At 66.1% G+C, this 22,409-nt stretch carries 21 protein-coding genes; 16 read left to right on the plus strand and 5 right to left on the minus strand.

Annotation, left to right across the window (positions count from 1 at the left end; genetic code table 11):
• The first annotated feature begins 46 nt into the window (after nucleotides 1–46).
• The 15 genes from asnS (at nucleotide 47) to KZ491_RS04185 (ending at nucleotide 13,166) form a co-directional block, all read left to right on the plus strand.
• Nucleotides 47–1,447, plus strand: coding sequence for an asparagine--tRNA ligase (gene asnS, locus KZ491_RS04115; protein ID WP_222564547.1), 1,401 nt, complete (start codon nucleotides 47–49; stop codon nucleotides 1,445–1,447).
• Between the two features lie 28 nt (nucleotides 1,448–1,475).
• Nucleotides 1,476–1,781: a hypothetical protein gene (locus KZ491_RS04120; RefSeq protein WP_222564548.1), complete on the plus strand. Its 306-nt coding sequence runs from the start codon at nucleotides 1,476–1,478 to the stop codon at nucleotides 1,779–1,781.
• On the plus strand, nucleotides 1,778–2,077 hold the full coding sequence (locus tag KZ491_RS04125) for a hypothetical protein (RefSeq protein ID WP_222564549.1): 300 nt from the start codon (nucleotides 1,778–1,780) through the stop codon (nucleotides 2,075–2,077). The genes KZ491_RS04120 and KZ491_RS04125 overlap by 4 nt, the downstream gene beginning before the upstream one ends.
• A gap of 25 nt (nucleotides 2,078–2,102) precedes the next feature.
• The gene (locus KZ491_RS04130; protein ID WP_222564550.1) at nucleotides 2,103–2,891 is read left to right on the plus strand and encodes an SDR family oxidoreductase; all 789 of its coding nucleotides are present in this window, start codon (nucleotides 2,103–2,105) and stop codon (nucleotides 2,889–2,891) included.
• A 26-nt stretch (nucleotides 2,892–2,917) separates the two neighbouring features.
• On the plus strand, nucleotides 2,918–4,336 hold the full coding sequence (locus KZ491_RS04135) for an aldehyde dehydrogenase (RefSeq protein ID WP_222564551.1): 1,419 nt from the start codon (nucleotides 2,918–2,920) through the stop codon (nucleotides 4,334–4,336).
• 7 nt (nucleotides 4,337–4,343) lie between these two features.
• Nucleotides 4,344–5,006, plus strand: a complete 663-nt coding sequence (gene can / locus KZ491_RS04140; RefSeq protein WP_222564552.1) for a carbonate dehydratase — start codon at nucleotides 4,344–4,346, stop codon at nucleotides 5,004–5,006.
• Nucleotide 5,007: 1 nt separating this feature from the next.
• Nucleotides 5,008–5,433 carry a RidA family protein gene (locus KZ491_RS04145; RefSeq protein WP_222564553.1) on the plus strand — a complete coding sequence of 142 codons (426 nt, stop codon included), beginning with the start codon at nucleotides 5,008–5,010 and terminating at the stop codon, nucleotides 5,431–5,433.
• A gap of 2 nt (nucleotides 5,434–5,435) precedes the next feature.
• Complete coding sequence (locus tag KZ491_RS04150; RefSeq protein ID WP_222564554.1) at nucleotides 5,436–5,981, plus strand: 3-hydroxyanthranilate 3,4-dioxygenase; 546 nt, start codon at nucleotides 5,436–5,438, stop codon at nucleotides 5,979–5,981.
• Between the two features lie 22 nt (nucleotides 5,982–6,003).
• The gene (locus KZ491_RS04155) at nucleotides 6,004–7,014 is read left to right on the plus strand and encodes an amidohydrolase family protein (protein WP_222564555.1); all 1,011 of its coding nucleotides are present in this window, start codon (nucleotides 6,004–6,006) and stop codon (nucleotides 7,012–7,014) included.
• A gap of 100 nt (nucleotides 7,015–7,114) precedes the next feature.
• A complete protein-coding gene (gene kynU / locus KZ491_RS04160) occupies nucleotides 7,115–8,389 on the plus strand; it encodes a kynureninase (RefSeq protein ID WP_222564556.1) in 1,275 nt (424 codons plus the stop codon).
• A 78-nt stretch (nucleotides 8,390–8,467) separates the two neighbouring features.
• Entirely contained in the window at nucleotides 8,468–9,844 is a 1,377-nt protein-coding gene (locus tag KZ491_RS04165; protein ID WP_343225546.1) for an FAD-dependent oxidoreductase, read from the plus strand.
• A 4-nt stretch (nucleotides 9,845–9,848) separates the two neighbouring features.
• Nucleotides 9,849–11,291, plus strand: coding sequence for an exodeoxyribonuclease I (sbcB, locus tag KZ491_RS04170; protein ID WP_222564558.1), 1,443 nt, complete (start codon nucleotides 9,849–9,851; stop codon nucleotides 11,289–11,291).
• Nucleotides 11,288–11,974 (plus strand): DUF2461 domain-containing protein, encoded by a 687-nt coding sequence (locus KZ491_RS04175; protein ID WP_222564559.1) that lies wholly within the window; start codon nucleotides 11,288–11,290, stop codon nucleotides 11,972–11,974. Before sbcB ends, KZ491_RS04175 begins: the two co-directional genes overlap by 4 nt.
• A gap of 190 nt (nucleotides 11,975–12,164) precedes the next feature.
• On the plus strand, nucleotides 12,165–12,434 hold the full coding sequence (locus tag KZ491_RS04180; protein WP_222564560.1) for a hypothetical protein: 270 nt from the start codon (nucleotides 12,165–12,167) through the stop codon (nucleotides 12,432–12,434).
• A 51-nt stretch (nucleotides 12,435–12,485) separates the two neighbouring features.
• A complete protein-coding gene (locus KZ491_RS04185; RefSeq protein WP_222564743.1) occupies nucleotides 12,486–13,166 on the plus strand; it encodes a hypothetical protein in 681 nt (226 codons plus the stop codon).
• A gap of 58 nt (nucleotides 13,167–13,224) precedes the next feature.
• On the opposite strand, the gene sbcC is transcribed toward KZ491_RS04185, so the two are convergent.
• Together sbcC and sbcD are read right to left on the minus strand one after the other, a co-directional pair.
• Complete coding sequence (gene sbcC, locus KZ491_RS04190; protein WP_222564561.1) at nucleotides 13,225–16,641, minus strand: exonuclease subunit SbcC; 3,417 nt, start codon at nucleotides 16,639–16,641, stop codon at nucleotides 13,225–13,227.
• Nucleotides 16,638–17,864, minus strand: coding sequence for an exonuclease subunit SbcD (gene sbcD / locus KZ491_RS04195; protein ID WP_222564562.1), 1,227 nt, complete (start codon nucleotides 17,862–17,864; stop codon nucleotides 16,638–16,640). The genes sbcC and sbcD overlap by 4 nt, the downstream gene beginning before the upstream one ends.
• A gap of 212 nt (nucleotides 17,865–18,076) precedes the next feature.
• Here sbcD and KZ491_RS04200 point away from each other — a divergent pair, with 212 nt between their 5' ends.
• Nucleotides 18,077–18,640, plus strand: coding sequence for a DUF2939 domain-containing protein (locus tag KZ491_RS04200; protein WP_222564563.1), 564 nt, complete (start codon nucleotides 18,077–18,079; stop codon nucleotides 18,638–18,640).
• Nucleotides 18,641–18,697: 57 nt separating this feature from the next.
• Here the strand turns inward: KZ491_RS04200 and KZ491_RS04205 are convergent, their stop codons facing one another.
• From KZ491_RS04205 to KZ491_RS04215, 3 genes are all read right to left on the minus strand, one after another.
• A complete protein-coding gene (locus KZ491_RS04205) occupies nucleotides 18,698–20,146 on the minus strand; it encodes an NAD(P)-binding domain-containing protein (RefSeq protein ID WP_222564564.1) in 1,449 nt (482 codons plus the stop codon).
• A 424-nt stretch (nucleotides 20,147–20,570) separates the two neighbouring features.
• Complete coding sequence (locus KZ491_RS04210; protein WP_222564565.1) at nucleotides 20,571–21,479, minus strand: 5'-nucleotidase; 909 nt, start codon at nucleotides 21,477–21,479, stop codon at nucleotides 20,571–20,573.
• 136 nt (nucleotides 21,480–21,615) lie between these two features.
• On the minus strand, nucleotides 21,616–22,389 hold the full coding sequence (locus tag KZ491_RS04215) for an NAD kinase (protein WP_222564566.1): 774 nt from the start codon (nucleotides 22,387–22,389) through the stop codon (nucleotides 21,616–21,618).
• Nucleotides 22,390–22,409: the final 20 nt, after the last annotated feature.

Below are 22,409 nucleotides of genomic sequence, written 5' to 3' on the forward strand. Positions count from 1 at the left end.
ATTGGCCCCTACAGGCAAGGATTCAAGGCATGACGGCGGTGCGAGCATGACCATTATCAGCATCGAACACGCACTGGCGGGCAAGTTGCCGGTGGGCGGCGAAATCACGGTCCGCGGCTGGGTGCGCACCCGGCGCGACTCGAAAGCCGGCCTGAGCTTCGTCAATGTCAGCGATGGCTCCTGCTTCGCGCCGATCCAGGTCGTGGCGCCCAATACGTTGGCCAACTACGACAGCGAGGTGAAGCACCTCACCGCGGGTTGCTCGGTGATCGTCACCGGCGAGCTGGTCGCCTCGCAGGGCAAGGGCCAGGGCTTCGAGATCCGCGCCGCGCGCGTTGAAGTGGTGGGCTGGGTGGATGACCCGGAAACCTACCCGATCCAGCCCAAGGCACACTCGCTGGAGTTCCTGCGCGAAGTGGCCCACCTGCGGCCGCGCACCAACCTGTTCGGCGCGGTCACGCGGATCCGACATTGCCTGGCGCAGGCCGTGCACCGCTACTTCCACGAAGACGGCTACTTCTGGATCAGCACCCCGATCATCACCACCTCGGACGCGGAAGGCGCCGGACAGATGTTCCGCGTGTCCACGCTGGACATGGCCAACGCGCCGCGCAACAAGGCGGGCGGCGTCGACTACAGCCGCGACTTTTTCGGCCAGGAAACCTTCCTGACCGTGTCGGGCCAGCTCAACGCCGAGGCGTATGCGCTGGCACTGAGCAAGGTCTACACCTTCGGACCGACGTTCCGCGCGGAGAATTCCCACACCACCCGCCACCTGGCCGAGTTCTGGATGGTCGAGCCGGAGATCGCCTTCGCAGACCTGGCTGAAGACGCGCGTGTCGCCGAGGAGTTTCTGAAATACCTCTTCCGCGCGGTACTGGACGAGCGTGGCGACGACATGGCCTTCATCGCCGAGCGCGTGCAGAAGGATGCGATCACCCGTCTGGAGGGCTTCATCAACGCGCCCTTCGAGCAGATCGACTACACCGATGCGGTGGCCCTGCTGCAGAAATCGGGGCAGAAGTTCGAGTTCCCCGTCGAATGGGGCCTGGACCTGCAGACCGAGCACGAGCGCTGGCTCACTGAGCAGCACGTGGGCCGGCCGGTGGTGGTGACCAACTACCCCGAGCACATCAAGGCGTTCTATATGCGCCTGAACGACGACGGCAAGACGGTTGCGGCCATGGACGTATTGGCACCGGGCATCGGCGAGATCATCGGCGGCAGCCAGCGCGAGGAGCGACTCGACGTGCTCGACGCGCGCATGGCACAGTTCGGTCTGGATCCGGAGATCTATCAGTGGTACCGCGACTTCCGCCGCTACGGCTCGGTGCCGCACGCCGGCTTCGGTCTGGGCTTTGAACGGCTGGTGGTCTACGTCTGCGGCCTGAGCAATATCCGCGATGCCATCGCCTTCCCACGCGCACCGGGCCAGGCCGAGTACTGATGCCGAAATCCGCACGAGGTGATCGCCGGTGATCCTGTTCTTCGCCCTGCTCTGCCTGGCGGCTGCCATCGCCGGCGCCACCGCGTTCGTGATCTTCTGGCCGCTGACCCTGGTGCACATGCGCGATCGCCAGCCGCAGTTGCTGGAGGACTTCGGGCCCAGCGCTTTCATCAACCCGTCGGCATGGGCATGGCTGGTGCGCGGCGGCTACCGCGCGGCGGAAGACCGGAACCTGAACGGGCTGGCGGCGCCGGCTCGGATTTCCCTGCTGACCATTCTCGCCGGGCTGGTGAGCTCCGGCGTGCTGTATACGATCGCGACGGTGATGCAATGAACCACGAGCAATGGTGGCTGGCGACGCTGGGGCGGACCATCGTCTGGGCGCGGCTGCGCGAGCTGGAAGCTGGCACCGCCGAAGTGCTCGACAGCGATGGCAACACCCTGTCCTATGACAGTCCCGACACGGCCAAGGCGGCACTGATGGATGCCGAGTTCGCCGCCCTCGACGGCATGGACGCCGAGGACGCCGCTGAGCGCGGTTTCGCGCTGGAAGAGCTGGTCGTTCCCTACGCCGAGGACGAGGAGCGCTTGCGCCAGCTGATGGTGCAAACGTTGCCGCGGCCCAACTGACACGCGCCACTCACAGGAGAGCAACTTGGACATCAACCTCATCGGACGCCACGCCCTCGTGCGCGGCGCTTCGCAGGGCATCGGCCTGGCGACGGCACGTGCATTGGCCACCCTCGGCGCCGACGTGACGATAGTCGCACGCCGCGAGCAACTGCTGGGCGAGCTGTCCGCGGAGCTGCCGCGGCCACACGCCGCCCAGGCCCACGGCTGGCTGGCGTGCGACTCGAGCGACATCGACGCCCTCCAGGCCCAGGTGCAGGCGCTCGCTGCCGGCAAGCCGGTCCACATCCTTGTCAACAACAGCGGCGGCCCTCCCCCGGGCAGCATCCGCGGAACCGATGTCGCCGAGTTCGAGGCGGCGTTGCGCCAGCACCTGCTGGCCAACCATGTGGTCAGCGAGGCGGTAATACCGGGCATGGAACGCGACGGTTACGGAAGGATCGTCAATGTGATCTCGACATCGGTGAAGGAGCCGATCAAGGGGCTCGGCGTGTCCAACACCGCGCGCTGGGCCGTGGCCAGCTGGGCCAAAACCCTGGCCAACGAGCTCGCGCCGCACGGCATCACCGTCAACAACGTGCTGCCCGGCTCGACCCAGACCCCGCGCATCGACCAGATCATCGAGACCACCATGGAGCGCAGCGGCCGCACACGCACCGATGTGTACAGCGAGATGGTTGCCGAGATCCCGATGGGGCGATTCGCCCGGCCCGAGGAAACGGCCGCGGCAATCGCCTTCCTGTGTTCCCCAGCCGCGGCCTATATCACCGGGGTCAATCTGCCGGTGGACGGCGGCCGGACGCGCTCGTTGTGATCACCCCGGAGCAGTAGGCTTCCCGGATGCAGCTGCCTCACTGGATCAATGGCCAAGCGGAACACGCCGAACGCCGTATCGACGTCTCAAACCCTGCCACGGGCGAGGTGTTTGCGGGTGTCGCGTCCGGCGACGGTGCAACGGTTGATCGTGCGGTAGCGGCCGCTTCCGACGCGTTTCCGCAATGGTCGGCGTTGCCCAACACCGAGCGCGCGCGCTGGCTGGAGAAGCTGGCGACCGCGCTGGAGGAACGCCTGGAGGAGTTTGCGGCCGCCGAGTGCCGCGACGGGGGCAAGCCGATCCGCCTGGCACGCGAGATCGAGGTGCCGCGGGCGGTCAGCAATCTGCGCTTCTTTGCCCATGCTGCGACGCAGTTCGCCAGTGAGTCGCATCACGGCCAAGCAGGACTGAACTACACGCTGCGCGCGCCGCTCGGCGTTGTGGCGGCGATCTCGCCGTGGAATCTGCCGCTGTACCTGCTGACCTGGAAGATCGCGCCGGCCCTCGCGGCGGGCAACACCGTGGTCGCCAAACCCTCGGAAGTCACCCCGTTGTCGGCCACGATGCTGGGCGAGCTGGCGGCGGAGATTGGTTTTCCCGCAGGGGTGCTGAACATCGTCCATGGCTCCGGTTCGGAGGCTGGCGAGCCGCTCGTGGTCCATCCGCAGGTCAAGGCAGTGACCTTCACCGGCAGCACTGCGGTTGGCCGTCGCATCGCCGGGCTGACCGGTCCGGTGCTGCGCCGGACATCGCTGGAGCTGGGCGGCAAGAATCCGACGCTGGTGTTCGCCGACAGCGACTGGCGCGAGCATCTGGACGTGTTGGTGCGCTCCGCGTTCCAGAACTCCGGCCAGATCTGCCTGTGCGGATCGCGCATGCTGGTGGAGCGCCGCATCTATCCAGAATTCCGCGATGCGCTGGTGGAGCGCGCGAGCGCGCTGCGCGTCGGCGACCCGCGACTCGAGGACACTGACCTGGGCCCATTGGTGTCGCAGGCGCATTTCGACAAAGTCCTCGCCGCCATCGGCCGCGCGCGCGACGAAGGCGCCAACGTGCTGTGCGGTGGCGCAGCGCTGGACCGCCCCGGCTGGTTCATTGCCCCGACCGTGATCGAAGGACTCGGACCGGACTGCACCACCAACCGCGAGGAAATCTTCGGTCCGGTGGTCACGCTGCAAGCCTTCGACGACGATACGCACGCACTCGCGCTGGCCAATGCCGGCGACTACGGACTGTCCGCATGCGTGTGGACGCGCGACCTCAACCGGGCCCATCGTCTGGCCGCGCAACTGCGCGCCGGCATGGTCTGGATCAATACATGGATGCAGCGCGACCTGCGCACGCCGTTCGGCGGCAGCGGTGCATCCGGCCTCGGCCGCGAAGGCGGCATGGAGGCCATGCGATTTTTCACCGACGTGCGCAATGTCGGCATCCACCTGGAATAGAGACTCAATGAATTCGATCCCCGAACTGCTGCGCAAGAACCGCGAATGGGCTGACCGCGTCAACGCGGAAGACCCGACCTTCTTCAAGCGCCTGTCCGGTCAGCAAGCCCCGGAATACCTGTGGATCGGCTGCTCCGATTCGCGGGTACCGGCAAACCAGATCATCGACGTCCCCCCGGGTGAGGTGTTCGTCCACCGCAACATTGCCAACGTGGTGGTGCAGAGTGATCTCAACTGCCTGTCGGTGATCCAGTTCGCCGTGGACGTGCTGAAGGTCAAGCACATCCTGGTGGTCGGGCACTACGGCTGCGGCGGCGTGCATGCGGCACTGACCGACCGTCGTCTGGGCCTGTCCGACAACTGGATCCGCCACGTCACCAACGTGGCCGAAGTCCACGCCCCGTTCCTCAGCAAACTGTGCACTGAAGAACTTCAGCACGACCGCCTGTGCGAGCTGAACGTGCTGGAGCAGGTCATCAACGTCTGCCACTCAACCGTCGTTCGCGACTGCTGGGAGCGCGGCCAGCCGCTGGCGGTTCACGGCTGGGTTTACACCTTGCGCGACGGGCGCGTTCACGATCTGGGGATTGATATGGACTCGCTGGAGAGCATGCCCGAACGCCACGCTGCGGCACTGAGCCGTATCTACGCCGATCGCGAGGACCGCTGAGATGCCGGCCGGCGTCCAGGCTGACACAGCGCCGCGCGCGGTGGGCCGTTACCCGCATGCACGCCGCGTGGGCGGACTGCTGTTCCTGTCCGGCATCGGCCCACGCAACCCCGTCGACAACACCGTGCCGGGCAACGTGGTGGACGCCGAAGGCGGGCTGGTCTCCCACGACATCCGTGCCCAGGTGCTGGCGACGTTTGCCAATGTCCGCGCGGTCCTCGCCGCCAGCGGCGCACGCTGGGAAGATCTGGTGGATGTCACCGTATATCTGACCCGGATGGACTCGGACTTCGCCACCTTCAATGCGCTGTGGGCCGAACACTTCCCGGACGCCGCCAGCGCGCCGTGCCGGACCACAGTGGGCGTCGATGCGCTGCCCACGCCCATCGCCATCGAGCTGAAGTGCATTGCCGTCGTGGAGAACTGACCATGTTGCCCAATCCGTTGAACCTGCAAGCGTGGATCGAGGAACACCGCCACCTGCTGAAGCCGCCGGTCGGCAACAAGGTGGTGTACGACGGCGACTTCATCGTGATGGTCGTCGGCGGGCCTAACGTGCGCACTGATTACCACTTCGAGGAAGGGCCCGAGTGGTTCTACCAGATCGAGGGGGAGATGGTGCTCCGCATCCAGGAGGCCGACGCCAACGGTGTTTTGGCACCGCGCGACATTCCGATCCGCGCCGGCGAGATGTTCCTGCTGCCACCACGCACACCGCATTCCCCGCAGCGGATGGCCGGCTCGATCGGGCTGGTCATCGAGCGCCGACGCCTGCAGCACGAGGACGACGGCCTGATGTGGTTCTGCGAGCGCTGCAACCACAAGTTGTACGAGGAGTTCTTCCACCTGCAGGACATCGAGATTGATCTGCCACCGGTGTTCGACCGCTTCTACGCCTCCACCGAGCACCGCAGCTGCACGCAGTGCGGGCACCTCAATCCGGCCCCCGACAAGTACGTGATGCCGGACACCTGAGCGGCGGGGATAGACTGACCGCATGCTCAAGATCGACACCCACGCGCACTACCTGCCGCAGAACTGGCCCGACCTTGCGCGCAAGTACGGCGACCTGCGCTTCCCGGTGATCCACCACACCGAGGACGGGCGCCACCGGATCTACAAGGACGGGAAGTTCTTCCGCGAGATCTGGTCCAAGACCTGGGACCCGCAGGAGCGCATCGACGACTACGCCGCGTTCGGGGTGCAGGTTCAGGTGCTGAGCACCGTGCCGGTGATGTTCTCCTACTGGGCGCGGCCGCATCACGCGCTGGAGTTGCACCAGGCGCTTAACGACCACATGGCGCAGACCTGCCGCGATTTCCCGCGCCATTACGCCGGCATCGGCACCGTGCCGTTGCAGTCCCCGCGACTGGCGGTGCAGGAGCTGGAGCGCTGCATGGACCAGCTCGGCCTGCAGGGGGTTCAGATCGGCAGTCACGTCGGTGACTGGAACCTGGACGCGCCGGAGCTGTTCGAGTTCTTCCAGGCCGCCAGCGAACTGGGTGCGGCGATCCTGGTGCACCCGTGGGACATGATGGGCACCGCCAGCATGCCCAAGTACTGGTTGCCGTGGCTGGTGGGCATGCCGGCCGAACAGTCGCGCGCGGCCTGCTGCCTGGTTTTCGGCGGTGTGCTGGAGCGGCTGCCCAACCTGAAGGTGTGCCTTGCCCACGGCGGCGGCAGCTTCCCGTACACCATCGGTCGGATCGAGCACGGCTTCAACATGCGTCCCGATCTGGTCGCCACCGACAACCCGCGCAATCCACGCGAATACCTGCGTCGGCTGTACTTCGATTCCTGGGTCGCCGACGATGCCGCCCTGCGCTACCTGCTGGATACCTGCGGGGTCGATCGGGTCATGCTCGGCACCGATTACCCCTTCCCGTTGGGCGAGCAGACGCCAGGCGCCGGGATCGACGCGCTCGGTCTGAATGAAGACCAGCAACAGCGCCTGTATCACGGCACCGCGCTGGAATGGCTGGGGCTGCCGAAGTCGCGCTTTGCATGACCCGAAGTCCAACCACCCGCTGGGCATCGCACCCGCACCTGCATCCGCTCCCCGTCGCCGCGCCGTACGCGTGCCCACATCTGCCGGAACTGACGATCTGATGACCGACATTCGCTCCCTCGACCACGCCTCGGCGCTGGACGCCGCCGATCCGCTGCCGACCCTGCGCGACCAGTTCCATATCCCGCGGCACAAGGACGGCGATCAGGCCTACTTCGTCGGCAACTCGCTGGGCCTGCAGCCACGCGGCGTGCGCGCCCAGGTCGAGGACGTGCTCGACAAGTGGTCGATGGAAGCGGTCGAAGGGCACTTCCGCGGCAACTCGCAGTGGATGAGCTACCACCAGCTGATGCGCGAGCCACTGGCGCGGATCGTGGGTGCGCAGCCGGAGGAAGTGGTTGCGATGAACTCGTTGACCGCCAACCTGCACCTGATGATGGTCAGCTTCTACCGCCCCTCGGCCGAGCGTCCGGCGATCCTGATCGAGGCCGGCTCGTTCCCGAGCGACCGCTACGCGGTCGAGTCGCAGATCGCCTTCCACGGGTTCGACCCGGCCACCGACCTCATCGAAGTCAACCCGGACCAGCCCGGCGGCCTGTTCTCGATGGAGGCGATCGAACAGGCGATCACCGAGCACGGGCATCGACTGGCGCTGGTGCTGTGGCCGGGTGTGCAATACCGCACCGGGCAGGCGTTTGACGTCGCCGAGATCACCCGCCTCGCCCACCAGCACGGCGCGGCCTGCGGGGTCGACCTTGCTCACGCCGTCGGCAACATTCCGCTGACGCTGCACGACAGCGGCGTCGATTTCGCGGTGTGGTGTCACTACAAGTACCTCAACAGCGGACCCGGCGCGGTGGCCGGCTGCTTTGTGCACGAGCGTCACGCACGCTCAGCGGTGCCGCGCTTTGCCGGCTGGTGGGGTCACGACGCCGCCACCCGCTTCCAGATGGGGCCGGACTTCCAGCCCACGCCGGGTGCGGAAGGGTGGCAGCTGAGCAATCCGCCGATTCTGGGACTGGCGCCGCTGCGTGCATCGCTGGACTTGTTCGACCAAGTCGGCATGGCGGCTCTGCGCGCAAAGTCGCTCCGCCTGACCGGCTATCTGGAAACCCTGATCCAGCAACGGCTTTCCGATACGTTGGAGATCCTGACCCCTGCCGATCCGGCCGACCGCGGCTGCCAATTGTCGATCCGCGTCCGCGGCGGCCGGGACGACGGTCGCTTGCTGTTCGACCACCTCGCAGCCGCCGGCGTACTCGGCGACTGGCGCGAGCCGGACGTGATCCGGATCTCCCCGGCTCCGCTGTACAACACCCATCACGATGTCCTGCGTTTCGCCGACGGCGTGGACGCGTGGCGCCAGACCCGGTGACGCATGCCCAATCCTTCCTCTGTGGCTCCTGAGCTCCCCCTCCCGCCCCGCGTCGATGACGCGGGCCAACACCTGACCATCGTCGGTGCGGGTCTGGCCGGCGCGTTGCTTGCCACCCTGCTCGCCCAGCGCGGCTGGAGCGTTGACGTTTACGAGAAGCGCGGCGATCTGCGCGAGCTCGGCTACGAGCGCGGCCGTTCGATCAACCTCGCTTTGGCCGAGCGCGGACGGCATGCCTTGCGCCAGGCCGATGCCGACGACGCGGTGATGGCCAAGACCGTGATGATGCGCGGGCGCATGGTGCATTTCGCAGACGGTCACCTGGATCTGCAGCGCTACGGCCGCGACGACAGCGAAGTGATCTGGTCGGTCCATCGCGGCGAGCTCAACGAGGTGCTGCTCAATATCGCCGAGCAAGCTGGTGCGCGCATTCACTTCCACCACCGGCTGGACAGCGTCGATTTTGATGCCCGGATTGCCCGCTTCGGCGATGACCGGAACGACACCGTTCGCGAGATCCACTTTGAGACGTTGGTCGGTGCCGACGGTGCCGGCTCGTCCCTGCGTCAGGCGATGGCCGGCGTGTGCGAACTGGACGAGCGCAGCGAGTTTCTCGGCCACTCCTACAAGGAGTTGGAGATCCCGCCCGGTCCGGACGGCGGCTTCCAGATCGAGCCGCACGCGCTGCATATCTGGCCGCGCGGACGCTATATGTGCATCGCCCTGCCCAACGACGAGGGCACGTTTACCGTCACGCTGTTCCTGCCCAACCATGCTGTGCCCGACGACGGGTCCGGCAACCAGCGCCCCCATCCCGCCCCGGGGTTCGACACCATCACCAACGGCGCGCAGGCACGGGCATTCTTCGACCGCGACTTCCCGGATGCGTCCAAGCTCATCCCGGCGCTGGAGCACGACTTCGACCACAACCCGACCGGCGTGCTCGGCACGCTGTATCTCGACCGATGGCATCTGGACCACCGCGCGGTGCTGATCGGCGATGCCGCCCACGCGATGGTGCCCTTCCACGGTCAGGGCATGAACTGCGCGTTCGAGGATTGCGTCGCGCTGGCCCACCACCTGCTGCAGACGACCGACCGCAACGAGGCGTTCGCAGGCTTTCAGGCCGAGCGTCTGCCCAACGCACGGGCGATCCAGCAGATGGCGCTGGAGAACTACCTGGAGATGCGGGACCACGTCGATGACGAGGACTACCTGCTGCAGCGCGAACTGGGCAACCGGCTTGCCGAGCGGCATCCGACCCGCTTTCTGCCGCGCTACTCGATGGTGACGTTCACCCACATGCCCTACGCGATCGCGTTGGAGCGCGGAGATATCCAGCGCCAGTTGCTGGTCGAGCTGACCCACGACCGCACAACGCTCGACGGCTTCGACTGGGACGCGGCGGACGCTTTGGTGGAAGCCCGCCTGCCGCCGTTGCCAGAGAACATCTGACGCAATGGCGGCCAGCTTCCTTTTCTACGATCTGGAGACATTCGGCGCCGACCCGCGCCGAACGCGGATCGCCCAGTTCGCCGCGATCCGCACGGATGCCGACCTCAACCCGATCGACGAGCCGATCAGCATCTACGTCAAACCCGCCGACGACCTGCTGCCCTCGCCCATCGCCACCCTGATCACCGGCATCACGCCCCAGCACGCCCTGCGCGAAGGCATGGCGGAACGCGACGCGCTGGCGCTGATCTTTGATGAAATGGCGCGGCCGGAAACCTGCACCCTCGGCTACAACTCGCTGCGTTTCGACGACGAGTTCGTCCGCCACGGCCTGTTCCGCAACTTCTTCGACCCGTACGAGCGCGAATGGCGCGGCGGCAACTCGCGCTGGGACCTGCTGGACGTGATGCGCTTCGCCCACGCCCTTCGCCCGGACGGCATCGTCTGGCCCCGGCGCGAGGACGGGGCGACCTCCTTCAAGCTCGAGCACCTGGCCGAGGCTAACGGCGTGCGCGAAGGCGATGCCCATGAGGCGCTGTCGGACGTGCGGGCGCTCATCGGACTGGCCCGCAAACTCAAAACCGCACAACCGCGCCTGTGGGATTACGCCCTGCGCCTGCGCGACAAGCGCTACGCGGCCAGCCTGCTGGACGTGGTGGCGATGACCCCGGTGCTGAACGTGTCCCAGCGCTTCCCGGCCAGCCGGATGTGCGCCGCCCCGGTCATCCCGCTCGCCCGCCACCCACACATCGACAGCCGGGTCATCGTATTCGACCTGGCGCAGGACCCTGAGAACCTGCTCACGCTGGATGCCGAACAGATCGCCGCGCGCCTGTACGTGCGCGCCGCCGACCTGCCCGAGGGCGTCGAACGGGTCGCACTGAAGGAGATTCACCTCAACCGCAGCCCTGCCCTGTCGGCGTGGGATCACCTGCGTCCGGCGGACTTCGAACGACTCGGGATTGACCGAGAGCTCGCCGAGCAGCGGGCCGCACGCCTGCGCGATGCCGGGCCGGCTCTGGCGGAAAAAGTCCGTGCAGTGTTCAGCACACAACGGGAGCACGAGCCTTCGGACGTGGATGCCAGCCTCTACGATGGCTTCCTGGACGGTGCCGACAAGCGCCTGTTTGCCGAGATCCGCAGCAGTGATCCGAAGGTGTTGGCTGAGCGCGACTTTGGTTTCCGCGACCAGCGGCTGCCGGAGCTTCTGTTCCGCTACCGGGCGCGCAACTTTCCGGAGCACCTGTCGTACGCGGAGCAGCTGAAGTGGGACGACTACCGGCGCCGGCGCCTGTTCGATGACGCCGCGCGGCTGGGCGAACAAACCCTGCCGCAGTATTTCGAGCAGATCGAGGTCCTGCGCGCCGAACACCACGACCAACCCGACCGCCTCGCGCTGCTGGACCACCTGCAGCAATGGGGCCAACAGCTGCAGCAATCGCTATGAGCGCCTATTTCTCTGGCGCCAGTTTGAAATTCCTGCGCGAACTGGCGCTGCACAACAACAAACCGTGGTTCAACCAGCACAAGCCGCGGTACGAGGAGCACGTCCGCCAGCCGTTCCTGCGTCTGATCACCGACCTGCAACCGGATCTGGCCACCGTCAGCCCGCATTTCCGCGCCGACCCGCGCACCGTTGGCGGCTCCCTGTTCCGGATCTACCGCGACGCCCGCTTCTCGCACGACAAGTCGCCCTACAAGAGCTGGCAGGGCGCGCGCCTGTTCCACGAACGCCGCCGCGAAGTCGCGGCACCGTCGTTCTACATCCACCTGCAGCCCGGCGCGAGCTTCGTCGGCGCCGGCCTTTGGCACCCCGAACCCAAAACCCAGCTCCGCATCCGCCACTTCATCCTCGACAACCCCGCCAGCTGGAAAGCCGCAGCGCATTCGCCAAAGCTGCGCAAGCAGTTCGACTTCGGCCAGGAGAACAAGCTGGTGCGGCCACCGCGTGGTTTCCCCGCAGACTTTGAATTCATTGACGACCTGAAGCACCGCAACTGGGTGTTCTTGCGGCCGATGGATGACGAAACGATGACGGGGCCGCAGTTGCGCGAGACGATTGCTGCCGACTTGGTCTCGCTGGGGCCGTTTGTGGATTATCTGTGTGCGGCGTTGGATCTGGAGTTCTGACTGAGGGGCTTCTGCCGTAGTGCTGTCGCGACAGTTGATCTCGACGGCAGGTGCATTCCGCTTGTGGTTGCCATTTATTCACACTCCATCTACCTATGCCAACGTCAACTGACAGAGGGTCATGGCTTCGACACTCACGTGGCTGTATTTCCTGGCCCCTTTCCAATACCCCAGACGAAGGAGCACTGAAATGTCTATGACCAAGCAACATCTGGTGATCGTGCGCACGCTCGCCGTGGCGATAATCGCCGGCTTGGGCCTTGCTGGCTGTGCCACCTATAGCGACGAGTTTGCAACGATCAACACCCGCCTCGATCGACTCGACGCGAACGTGCAGAACGCAGCCCGGAGCGCCGAATCCGCCAATCAGTCCGCGCAGCAGGCCAACCAACGATTGGATCAAGTGGAAGGCCGCGTCCAGCAGATCGAAGCGGCGCGGGGCCGCGCACCGCGGGGTTAGAGGAGTCGTCCCATACGTACGTGCACACAACACACGATGCGCGTTCTGGCGTTGGCGTTGGCGTTGGCAAGCTTCGGCGTGGCCAGCGCCAAGGATGCCACCGCAGAACCGGTACGAGCCGTTGATCAGCTCCCGCGTGGCCAGAAAGTGGCCGGTACTGTAATTGAGCTAGCGGGCTGGGTTGTCGCAACCAGGGACAGCCAGGGCTATCCGTTCGCGATCATGGACAAGGCCGCCGCACAGATTTTGGTCTTCGGCGGGGACGGCCGGCTTCGCGGCGCGGCGCCTGGGCTTTTCGGCTCGGCAATCGGCGATCACTCCGCCCCAGGCATCGCCGGCCTCGCGCTTCGCGAAATTCCAGGCCGGGATCGGACAACGCCTGCTGGCCGTTTTGTTGGGGGCTTTGGCCCATCAATAGACGCTGGGCGCGTCTTGTGGGTGGACTACGATTCTGCGGTCTCCATGCACCCTACCGCCACTGGCGTCCCGGCCGAGAGACGTGCCGAACGCCTTGCATCGCCTTCGCCGGACGACAACCGCGTCACCCATGGCTGCATCAACGTAGCACCCGATTTTTACGAGGGAATCATCCGTCCGACGTTCGAGCGCGGCGGAGTGTTCTACATCTTGCCGGACACGCAGCCGCTAGCGGAGACTTTCCCGGAGTTCGTGCAAAGTCGCGCGACTGGGCAACGCAACGATGGACGAAGCGCGCGGCGCGACTCCCGGTGAAGAACGGTCCAGGAGGTGCGTCAACTGCGAGCCCAATTGGCTTTGGACAACTCAGGCTTCAAGGGCACACCACCGCGCTATGCCCCATTCCCCGCGTCTTGCGCACCTGAATCTGCACCGGGATACGCTCCTTGACCGCATCGACATGGCTGATCACGCCGATCAGCTTGCCTTGCGCGTTGAGGCTGTCGAGCGCGTCCAGCGCGACGTCGAGTGAATCCGGGTCGAGGCTGCCGAAGCCTTCGTCGAGGAAGAACGAGTCGATGCGGGTCTTGTGGCTGACCAGATCCGACAGCCCCAGCGCCAGCGCGAGGCTGACCAGGAAACTCTCGCCGCCAGACAGGGTGCGGGTGTCGCGCTGGGCGTCGGCCTGCCAGGTGTCGAGCACGCTCAGCGCCAGCCCCTTGCCGTCGCGGGCCAGGAGGTAACGGCCGCCGTCGAGGCGCTGCAGATGCTGGTTGGCCAGTCGCACCAGTTGGTCGAGGGTCAGCCCTTGGGCGAAGGTGCGGAACTTGTCGCCCTGCGCCGAGCCGATCAGGCCATTGAGATGCTGCCATTCCTCCAGCCGATCGCCGGCCTCGGCGATCTGCGTGTGCAGGGCCTGCAGGCCGCTGCGCTGGGCCTGATCCAACTCCAGCTGGGTACGGATCTGCGTGGCCTGATCGCGCGCCTGCTCCACGGCGGCTTCGCTGGCTTGCGCCTCTGCCAGCAGGTGGTCCAGATCCGCGTCGCTGCGCGGCGTGGCCTGCAGTTCGTCGCAGCGCTCGCGTAGTTGCGCGGCGCGGCTGCGGATGTCGGCGAGTGCCTGGGTCAGTGCGTCCTGTTGGATTTGCAGCTGTTCTCGTTCTTCCGGCGGCAGCCGCGCAGCCAACAGTGCGTCTTGGTCAGCGAAGCCGTGCTGCTGGAGCGCGGACTCCAGCTGGGCTGCGGTCTGGGCGAGATCCTGCGAACGGCTCTCAAACAGCACCTCGGAGGCGTGCAAGGCGGAAGCGGCGCGCTGCACCTGCTGCTGCACCTGCTCCAGTTCCGCTACGGCTTGGCGCAGTGAGGCGGCGGGCTCGGCTACCGGCGCCAGCTCCTCCCGGGGCCTTGCGGCGTGAATGCTTTTGTCCCAACGCTGCTGCCAATGCTCGCCCTGCTGGGCCGCCTGTTTCGCTTCGCTGCGGTGTTCGACCAGCGCTTGTTGCAGGCGCTGCAGTTCGGCATCGCGCTGGCGCCATTGCGACCACTCTTTCTCGCGCTCGCCCAGCCATGCTTCGGCATCGGTGGGCAGTTCGCGGTCCGGCAGGTCAGCCGACAACTGATGGCGCAGTCGCTCGGCTTCGCTGACGGCCGCATCATGACGCCCACCTTGCTCCTGCTCATGGCCGGCGACCAGCGCCAGCGATTCGCGCAGGCCCTGAAGTTGGGTGTCGTGACGCTCCAACGCTAGTTGCTGTTCGTCACGTTGCTTCTGCGCCGCCAGCACGGCGGCGTGCAGCTGCTCGAGCCGCGTGACCTGCTCACTCGCCTGTTTGCCTTGCGCGCCGATGGCGGCCAGTTCGGCGTCCAATGCCGACCACTCGTCCCCCTCGGCGAGGGACAGCTGCAGGGCGGCGCAGCGTGACGCCCAGTCATCGGCAAGCGTGGCGTTTTGCGCGATCAAACCCTGCAGTTGCTGTTCGGTACGGGTCAGGTCGGCTTGCCGGGACGCGTGCTGCACCTCGAAACGTCGCTGATGCTGGACGGCTTGCTGGACCTGCTGTTCGGCAGCTCTGGCGTCGGCCTGCGACTGGCTGGGGTCGAGCTGCCGGTACTCGTCAATCGCCGGGTGTTCGGTGGCGCCGCACAGCGGGCACGCCTGCCCATCTTCCAAAGCCGCGCGGTGGCCGGCCAGGTCCATGATCTGGCGCTCCAGCGCGACGATGCGCTGGCGGTCCTGCAAGACCGACTGGGCGGCATCCAGTTCCGATTGCGCCTTTGCCAATTGCCGGGCGTCGCTGATGAGCGCGGTCTTCAACGCTTCCATCCGCGCCTGTTCGTCACGGATCTGCGTGCGCAGCGTTTGCCGCTGTTCGGCCAGCGGCGACAGATCGCGCAAGGCGGCGTATCGCTCGCGCAAGCCGTCGCGCGCCTCGCGCAGTGCGTCCAGACCGGCGCCAGCGCTGGTGGTCGCGAACTGCGCGGTTTCCGCGTCCACCTGGGCGGTGGCCTCAGCCAAGGCCGTCGCCAGCCCTGCCCTTTCCTCTTCAGCCGACTTGAGCAGCGCTCGGGACTTCTCGTGTTTGGTCGCCGCGTCGGCCAGCGCCTGCTTCGTCTGCGCCTCCCGCTGGATCGCGCTCTGCAGCTGGGCGAACCCGGCACGCCAGCCCGGCAACTTCTCGCCGAGCTGCGTATGGGCGTTCAACTCCGCCTGGGTGGCCTGCAGTTCATCAAAGCGCTGCTGGTCGGTCTGCAGCGCCAGCGCGCTGACCTGCGCGCACTGCTGGGCAAGTTGCAGGCATTGCCACAGGCCGGTGCGCTCCAACTCAAGCTGCTCGACGTGCTGTTGCTTCACCTGATCGCGATTTGCCTTTGCGTCGGCAACGCCCTGCGTCGCGCTCTGCCATTGGGTGTAGTCCGGCCACACCGCTTCGGCGGGTTGGGCCTGTCGCAGGCGCTCACGCGCCGGGGCGGCGGCGCTCAATGCGTCCAGCGCGGCGCGTTTCTGGTCATCGATGGCACGCAGTTGCGCCCGCACCTTGTCCAACTCCTGCCGCCACGCCAGCGCGTCGCGGCTGTGCTGCCGCGCAACCACCAGACGGTCCACCTCTTCGGTCACGGCCTGAAGCTGCCCCTGCATGGCCGCGAGCGCCTCCTCCGACAGCAGCTGCACGCCGCCGGCCTTCGCCTGCAGCTGCTCGACCTCGCGCTTGATCCGGTCGGTATGCGCGTATACCCGTTGCGAGATTTCGCTGTAGATATCGGTGCCGGTCAGTTGCTCCAGCAGCTCGGCGCGCTCATTGTCCTTGCTGTGGAGGAAGCTCGCGAACTCGCCCTGTGCGAGCAGCACCGATCGCGTGAAACGCTCGAAGTCCAGCCCGGTACGGGCCTCGGTTTCGTCCAGTTTTTCTTTGATCGAGCTGGTGATAATGGTGCCGTCGGCCAGCGCCAGCTCGACCTGCGGCGCCTGAAGCTTGCCGCCCGCCTTGCCATGCGCACGCCGCTGCGACCAGAAAGCGCGGTAGCACTGGCCACGGCTCTCGAACCCCACCTCGGCCAGGCAGTCGGCGGTGTGTTCGGTCATCAGCGGATTCTGCGAGGCCGAGATCGCGGCCATGCGCGGGGTGCGGTGGAACAGCGCCAGGCAGATCGCGTCCAGCAGCGTGGTCTTGCCAGCACCGGTCGGCCCCGTGATGGCGAACAGGCCATCGGCGAACGCCGGCGCGGTGAAATCGATCGAGGTTTCGCCCTTGAGCGAATTGAGGTTCTTCAGGCGCAGCGAGAGGATCTTCATGCCTGCTCCCCGCCTTCGATGTCGGCCAGCACCTGGTCGAAGCAGGCGTGCAGCCGCTCAACGCGCGTGTCGGGCAAATCGGGTTCCTGGGCCAGCCGCTGGGCGAACACCTCGCGCGGTTGCAGCTCGTCGAGATGCTGGCCGTCCGCGGCATCGATCACCGCATTGACCGCGCTGCGCTTGCGGCGGATGCGCAGCACCTCCAGCGGCAGCCCTTCCACCAGCGCGGCGACCCGGCTCTGCAGGTCCGGCAGGTAGTCGTCGGTTTCCACCATGACCTCGACCCAGCCCAGCCCGCCTTCCGGCACTTCAGCGGCCACGGCCGCCAGTTGCCGCGGCAGGCTGGCCAGCGTTCCGGACACCCGTCCCAGCACGCGGAAGCGCGGCACCGGCAGCGGCGTCACCGCGTGCAGCTGCTCGCCCTGCAGTTCAACCAGCAGCACCTGCTTGTTCTGGCCGACCTCGTCGAAACTCAGTGGAATCGGCGAGCCGCTGTAGCGGATGTGATCCAGCCCGCCGACCTTCTGCGGCTGGTGGATATGCCCCAGCGCGATGTAGGCGGCCGGCGGAAACGCGCTGGTGGGGAAGGCATTGAGCGACCCGACATAGATCTCGCGCACCGAATCGCTGGTACTGGCGCCCACAGTGGTGAGGTGGCCGCTGGCGACGATCGGCAGCGCCTCCCCGGCAGCCTCGCGCATGGCGACGGCGGCATCGTGGATGCGTGCATAGTGCGAGGCGATACCCGCCATCATTGCGCCGCGCTTGTCCTCGGCGCTCTGCCCGGCCTCGCTGCGTGATACATCGCGCGAGCGGATAAACGGCACCGCGCACAGGATCATCCCGGGTCCGCCGTCACGACCGGGGATCCGGTACACGTGCTCTGCCGGCGACTGCATCAGCGTGGGCACCACCAGCGTGTCCAGCCGCGCCAGCAGGTCGCGCGACTCGGACAGCATCGCCGGCGAATCGTGGTTGCCGCCCAACACGATCAGCCGCGCGCCCGCGTCACGGATGCCGACGATGAAGCGGTTGTACTGCTCGCGCGCATAGCTGGGCGGCATGCCGGTGTCGAACACGTCACCGGCCACCAGCACCGCATCGATTTGGTGCTCCTGCACCTGCGCGACCAACCAGTCGAGGAACGCCGCATGCTCGGCTTCGCGCGACTGGCCGAGGAAATTCTGGCCAAGATGGAGGTCGGAGGTGTGCAGCAGGCGCATGCGTAACGGGTCCCGGAAAGACACGGACGCGTGGGCGCGTCCTTACTGTGGCGAAGACCGGCCAGTGTGCCCTGCCGGCCATCCCGACGGCCATTTCAACGCGAGCGCATCTCACCGAATGCGACGGTGTCGCCCACGCGGCAACGGCTGCGGTTCACCCACACGTGACGGTTTTGCGGCAGGCTTTGCCCAGCACATGAGGAGGATGGGCGATGAAGAAGTGGCTGCTGGCGGCAATCCTGATCGTGCTGGCTCTGGGCGGGTACGTCGCCGCCGGCCCCTACATCACCTACACCGCGATCCGCGATGCGGTGGAATCCAAGGACACCGCCAAGCTGTCGCGACAGGTCGATTTCCCGCAGTTGCGGACCAACCTGAAACTGCAGCTGGACGACTACATGGTGCGTCGCGCGGGCCCGGAGATGCAGTCCAGCCTGTTTGGGGTTTTTGCGGTCCGGGTGGCGAGCGGTGTGGCCGGCGCAGCGGTGGACACGATGATTACCCCGGTAGGGCTGGCGGCCATCCTGGAGGGACGTGCGGTGGTGCACCGTGTCGCGGGAGACACCGGATCGGATCCCTATCGGCCGGCTCCGCCCGTCAACCCGTTGCGCGATCCCAGCTACCGGTTTGAATCGCCGTCGCGCTTCAGCGCCACCGTTCCCGGTGAGGACGGCGAGAAGATCACGCTGGTGCTGAGCCGTCAGGGCCTGCGATGGAAACTCAGTGATATCCGGCTGTCCGATCCGGCCCGGGACGCGCTGGTACGGCGTCCCTGATTGCACTGTCGCGGGCAGGGCGCATCTGCACACGCCCTGCCCCGATAACAGCAGGCGCTAAGCGCTCTTGCGACGCTCGTCGACCGCCGGCTCGGCGTCGGCGACGCCTGCGACATCAGCGCGCGTCAGATTGTCCTTGCTCACCGCTTCCGCACTGTCGCGATCCTCGGCCAGGAAAGCCTCCAGCGAGTCGTCCATCGCCTCCATCCACGGTGTGTGGTGCGGCGGCGCGAGCGTTCCGGTCATCGTCGAGCGGTAGCTCTTGTTGCGATAGCCGAGGATGTCCTTCTGCTTGTCACGGATCCATTCCTTGAACAATACCCCCATGCCCTCGATGTCGAACTCCGGGTAGTCGGTCGGGCCAACCAGGTCGCGGATGTACTCGGCCTGGAAGTCGATATCGCCGAACGCATCCTGCACGGCCTCCTCCTTCTCGACCCACTTCCGCGAGTCGGCGAGCATCTCGTCCCTGGAGGGAAGTGCGAGCTTGCCGAGGATCACGTCGCGGGCGTACCAGGCCTGCGCGTCGAACATGTTGAACGTGTAGTACTGGTCCTGCATGCCCAGGTAGATCAACTTGGGATTGTCGATCCAGAAGATGCCCTTGTAGAGGTCCTCCGGATACAGCCGGTTGTAGGTGCGAAGGGTCAGATCGTCCGGCAGGAACGGGAAGTAATGCTGGTAACCCGTGCACAGGATGATCGCGTCGACGTCGCGTGTGCTGCCATCGACAAAATGCGCGGTAGACCCTTCCACACGGGTCAGCAGCGGGTACTCGCGGAACTGGGGCGGCCAATCGTAACCCATCGGCGAGGTGCGGTAGCTGAAGGACACCGACTTGGCACCGTACTTGTGGCACTGCGTACCGATGTCTTCTGCCGAATAGCTGCTGCCGACCAGCAACAGGTCCTTGTCGGCGAACTCGCAGGCATCGCGGAAATCATGGGCATGCAGGACACGGCCCGGGAACTGCTCCAGACCCTCGAAATACGGCGCATTCGGGGTCGAGAAGTGGCCGGTCGCCACGATCACGTAATCAAATTCCTCGGTGGAGAGCTCATCGGCCTTCAGGTCGCGCACGGTGACGGAGAACTTGCCGGTCTCCTCGGAGTACTCCACCCACTGCACTTCGCTGTGGAAGCGGATGCTCCGGCGCAGATCGATCTTCTCGACCCGGCCCATGATGTAGTCGCGCAACACCGCGCGCGGCGGATAGGACGCGATCGGCTTGCCGAAGTGCTCCTCGAAGCTGTAATCGGCAAACTCCAGGCACTCCTTGGGTCCGTTGGACCACAGGTAGCGGTACATGCTGCCGTGGACGGGCTCGCCGTAGGCGCCAACGCCGGTACGCCATGTGTAGTTCCACATGCCGCCCACATCACCCTGCTTTTCGTAGCAGACAATTTCGGGGATCTCGGCGCCCGCGTTGGCGGCTGCCTCGAAGGCGCGCAACTGTGCGAGGCCACTGGGGCCGGCGCCAAGGATCGCAATACGTTGTTTAGTCAAGGGAAACTCCTGTTGTCTGGCGGCGGGGAACAACCGCGATGGGGCGCATGATTCAGGCGGCGGCGCACACGAAACACATGGATTCGTCGAAAGACGAACCGAAAGTCCGTAGTGGCCCTCTCCGGTCAAAAACTCTGACCTGGACGCTCAGCCCGAAACAGCCAACGCAGGTGCGCCGCGTCCGCAGCCGATCGGCTTCATGCCTGAGACCCGGATCGCCCGCGAGGCGAAAAAGACGGGATCTCCTTCCCGTCATTGCGGCGCAGAAACCGCAGAACCGCATGAAACGCGGTGAGAATTGGTGCCTTACACCAACGGCCTATGTTAACACAAGTGCAACACCCATGCCATTCCTGGGGTCAGAACACTCACCCATGGAGCTGGTCCGTGCTATGCAGTGCGGACCTCGTGCCATCGTCCCGGATCAATCGGGATTGGCAACACCGTGGGGAACGTGGCCTGCGGTGACCAGACCGCGCGCAGATTCGATGTTGTGCTCGGAATCATCAAAAAAGATGTCCGCGCCAAAAGCCTCCAGAAACGGACCCTTGGCGCGGCCACCGAGAAACAGCGCCTCGTCCAGACGTATATCCCAATCGCGCAGGGTCCGGATCACCCGCTCGTGCGCCGGAACGGAACGTGCCGTGACCAGGGCCGTGCGGATCGGGGCTTCCTGACCCATCGGAAATGCCTCCTGAAGACGGTGCAGCGCATCCAGGAATCCCCGGAAAGGTCCGCCTGACAGTGGCTCACCCGCACGATCGAGCTCGTGCTGGGAAAACGCCTCCAGGCCGCCCTCACGCGAGACGCGCTCGCTCTCGTCGCCGAAGATCACCGCATCGCCATCAAAAGCGATCCGGAGCTGGTGCTGGCGCTCCGGCAATGCCTTGGCAGGCAGCAGCGTCGCCGCGGCAACACCGGCAGCCAACGCGTTGCGCACGTCCTGCGCATGGGTGGAGAGGAACAGGTCGGCGCCAAACGGCCGGATGTAGGGAAACGGCGGCGCGCCGTTGCTGAACGCCGCGCGGCGGATCGACAGGCCGTGATGGGCGATCGAATTGAAGATGCGCAGCCCGGTGTCGGCGGAGTTGCGCGAGATCAGGATGACCTCGACCCGGGGCGCCTGCGGCGGTGAGTCCTCGTTGAGCGCAAGCAGTTTGCGCACCAGCGGAAACGCCACGCCGGGCTCAAGAATCTCATCCTCGCGGCTGAGCTGGTAGGCCGCGTAGGCATCCAAACCCTCGCTGGTAAACAGCGAATGGCTGTCTTCGAGGTCGAACAGGGTGCGCGAGGAGATCGCGACGATCAACGGGTCAGCTTGGTTATCGGGCATGCGGGTATTGTGCGCGATCGTCGTCGCAGGGGCTGCGAACGCCCACCCGGGTCGCTGGCGATCACAGTCGGATCCGGCGCCGCTCCGGCGAATCTGGCGGTCGCGCTGCGGGCTGGGTTTGCTGCGCGGCGCGCCGTCAGCCGCCGACAAACTGCTCGGTCAGCATGCGCTCTTCCAGGCTGTGCTCCGGATCGAACAACAGGGTGACGGTGTGCTCGCTGGACTCGCGAATGGTCACCTGGACCACGTCGCGGACCTCGTGTGAGTCGGCGGTCGCGCTCACCGGGCGCTTGTAGGGATCGAGCACGCGCAAGCGCACCTCCGTGTCCGCCTTGAGCACGGCGCCGCGCCAGCGCCGGGGACGGAATGCCGCGATCGGCGTCAGCGCGACCACGTGCGTGTCCAGCGGCAGGATCGGACCGCCGGCGGAGAAGTTGTAGGCGGTGCTGCCAGCGGGGGTGGCGACCAGCACGCCATCGCAGATCAGCTCGTCCAGGCGTCGCTGGCCATGCAGCTCGATCGACAGGTGTGCCGCCTGGCGGGTCTGCCGCAGCAGCGACACCTCGTTGTAGGCCAGCGACCGAACCCGTGCACCGGAGTCGGTCTCGGCCATCATCTCCAGGGGCCGCAGCACCGATGGCTTGGCCGCCTGAACGCGCTCGATCAGTTGATCCGTGCTGTAGTGGTTCATCAAAAAGCCAACAGTGCCCTGGCGCATGCCGTACACCGGCTTGCCCAGTTCGCCGAAGCGGTGCAGCGTCTGCAGCATGAAGCCGTCGCCACCCAGCGGGACCAGTATGTCGGCCTCCGCAGGCGAGTGATCGCCATGCAACGCCACCAGCTCGCTGCGCGCTGCCTGCGCTTCTTCGGCAATGCTGGCGAGAAAAGCGAAACGCAGGGATGAGGTCATTGGCGGCTCCGGATTCATTG

The sequence above is a fragment of the Novilysobacter antarcticus genome (assembly GCF_019802285.1).
GTDB lineage: Bacteria > Pseudomonadota > Gammaproteobacteria > Xanthomonadales > Xanthomonadaceae > Novilysobacter > Novilysobacter antarcticus.

Excerpts from the sequence above, each read along its gene's own strand:
- asnS (WP_222564547.1), top strand. The coding sequence starts at position 47 with ATGACCATTATCAGCATCGAACACGCACTGGCGGGCAAGTTGCCGGTG.
- KZ491_RS04125 (WP_222564549.1), top strand. The coding sequence starts at position 1,778 with ATGAACCACGAGCAATGGTGGCTGGCGACGCTGGGGCGGACCATCGTC.
- KZ491_RS04135 (WP_222564551.1), top strand. The coding sequence starts at position 2,918 with ATGCAGCTGCCTCACTGGATCAATGGCCAAGCGGAACACGCCGAACGC.
- can (WP_222564552.1), top strand. The coding sequence starts at position 4,344 with ATGAATTCGATCCCCGAACTGCTGCGCAAGAACCGCGAATGGGCTGAC.
- KZ491_RS04145 (WP_222564553.1), top strand. The coding sequence starts at position 5,008 with ATGCCGGCCGGCGTCCAGGCTGACACAGCGCCGCGCGCGGTGGGCCGT.
- KZ491_RS04150 (WP_222564554.1), top strand. The coding sequence starts at position 5,436 with ATGTTGCCCAATCCGTTGAACCTGCAAGCGTGGATCGAGGAACACCGC.
- KZ491_RS04155 (WP_222564555.1), top strand. The coding sequence starts at position 6,004 with ATGCTCAAGATCGACACCCACGCGCACTACCTGCCGCAGAACTGGCCC.
- kynU (WP_222564556.1), top strand. The coding sequence starts at position 7,115 with ATGACCGACATTCGCTCCCTCGACCACGCCTCGGCGCTGGACGCCGCC.
- sbcB (WP_222564558.1), top strand. The coding sequence starts at position 9,849 with ATGGCGGCCAGCTTCCTTTTCTACGATCTGGAGACATTCGGCGCCGAC.
- KZ491_RS04175 (WP_222564559.1), top strand. The coding sequence starts at position 11,288 with ATGAGCGCCTATTTCTCTGGCGCCAGTTTGAAATTCCTGCGCGAACTG.
- KZ491_RS04180 (WP_222564560.1), top strand. The coding sequence starts at position 12,165 with ATGTCTATGACCAAGCAACATCTGGTGATCGTGCGCACGCTCGCCGTG.
- sbcC (WP_222564561.1), bottom strand. The coding sequence starts at position 16,641 with ATGAAGATCCTCTCGCTGCGCCTGAAGAACCTCAATTCGCTCAAGGGC.
- sbcD (WP_222564562.1), bottom strand. The coding sequence starts at position 17,864 with ATGCGCCTGCTGCACACCTCCGACCTCCATCTTGGCCAGAATTTCCTC.
- KZ491_RS04200 (WP_222564563.1), top strand. The coding sequence starts at position 18,077 with ATGAAGAAGTGGCTGCTGGCGGCAATCCTGATCGTGCTGGCTCTGGGC.
- KZ491_RS04210 (WP_222564565.1), bottom strand. The coding sequence starts at position 21,479 with ATGCCCGATAACCAAGCTGACCCGTTGATCGTCGCGATCTCCTCGCGC.
- KZ491_RS04215 (WP_222564566.1), bottom strand. The coding sequence starts at position 22,389 with ATGACCTCATCCCTGCGTTTCGCTTTTCTCGCCAGCATTGCCGAAGAA.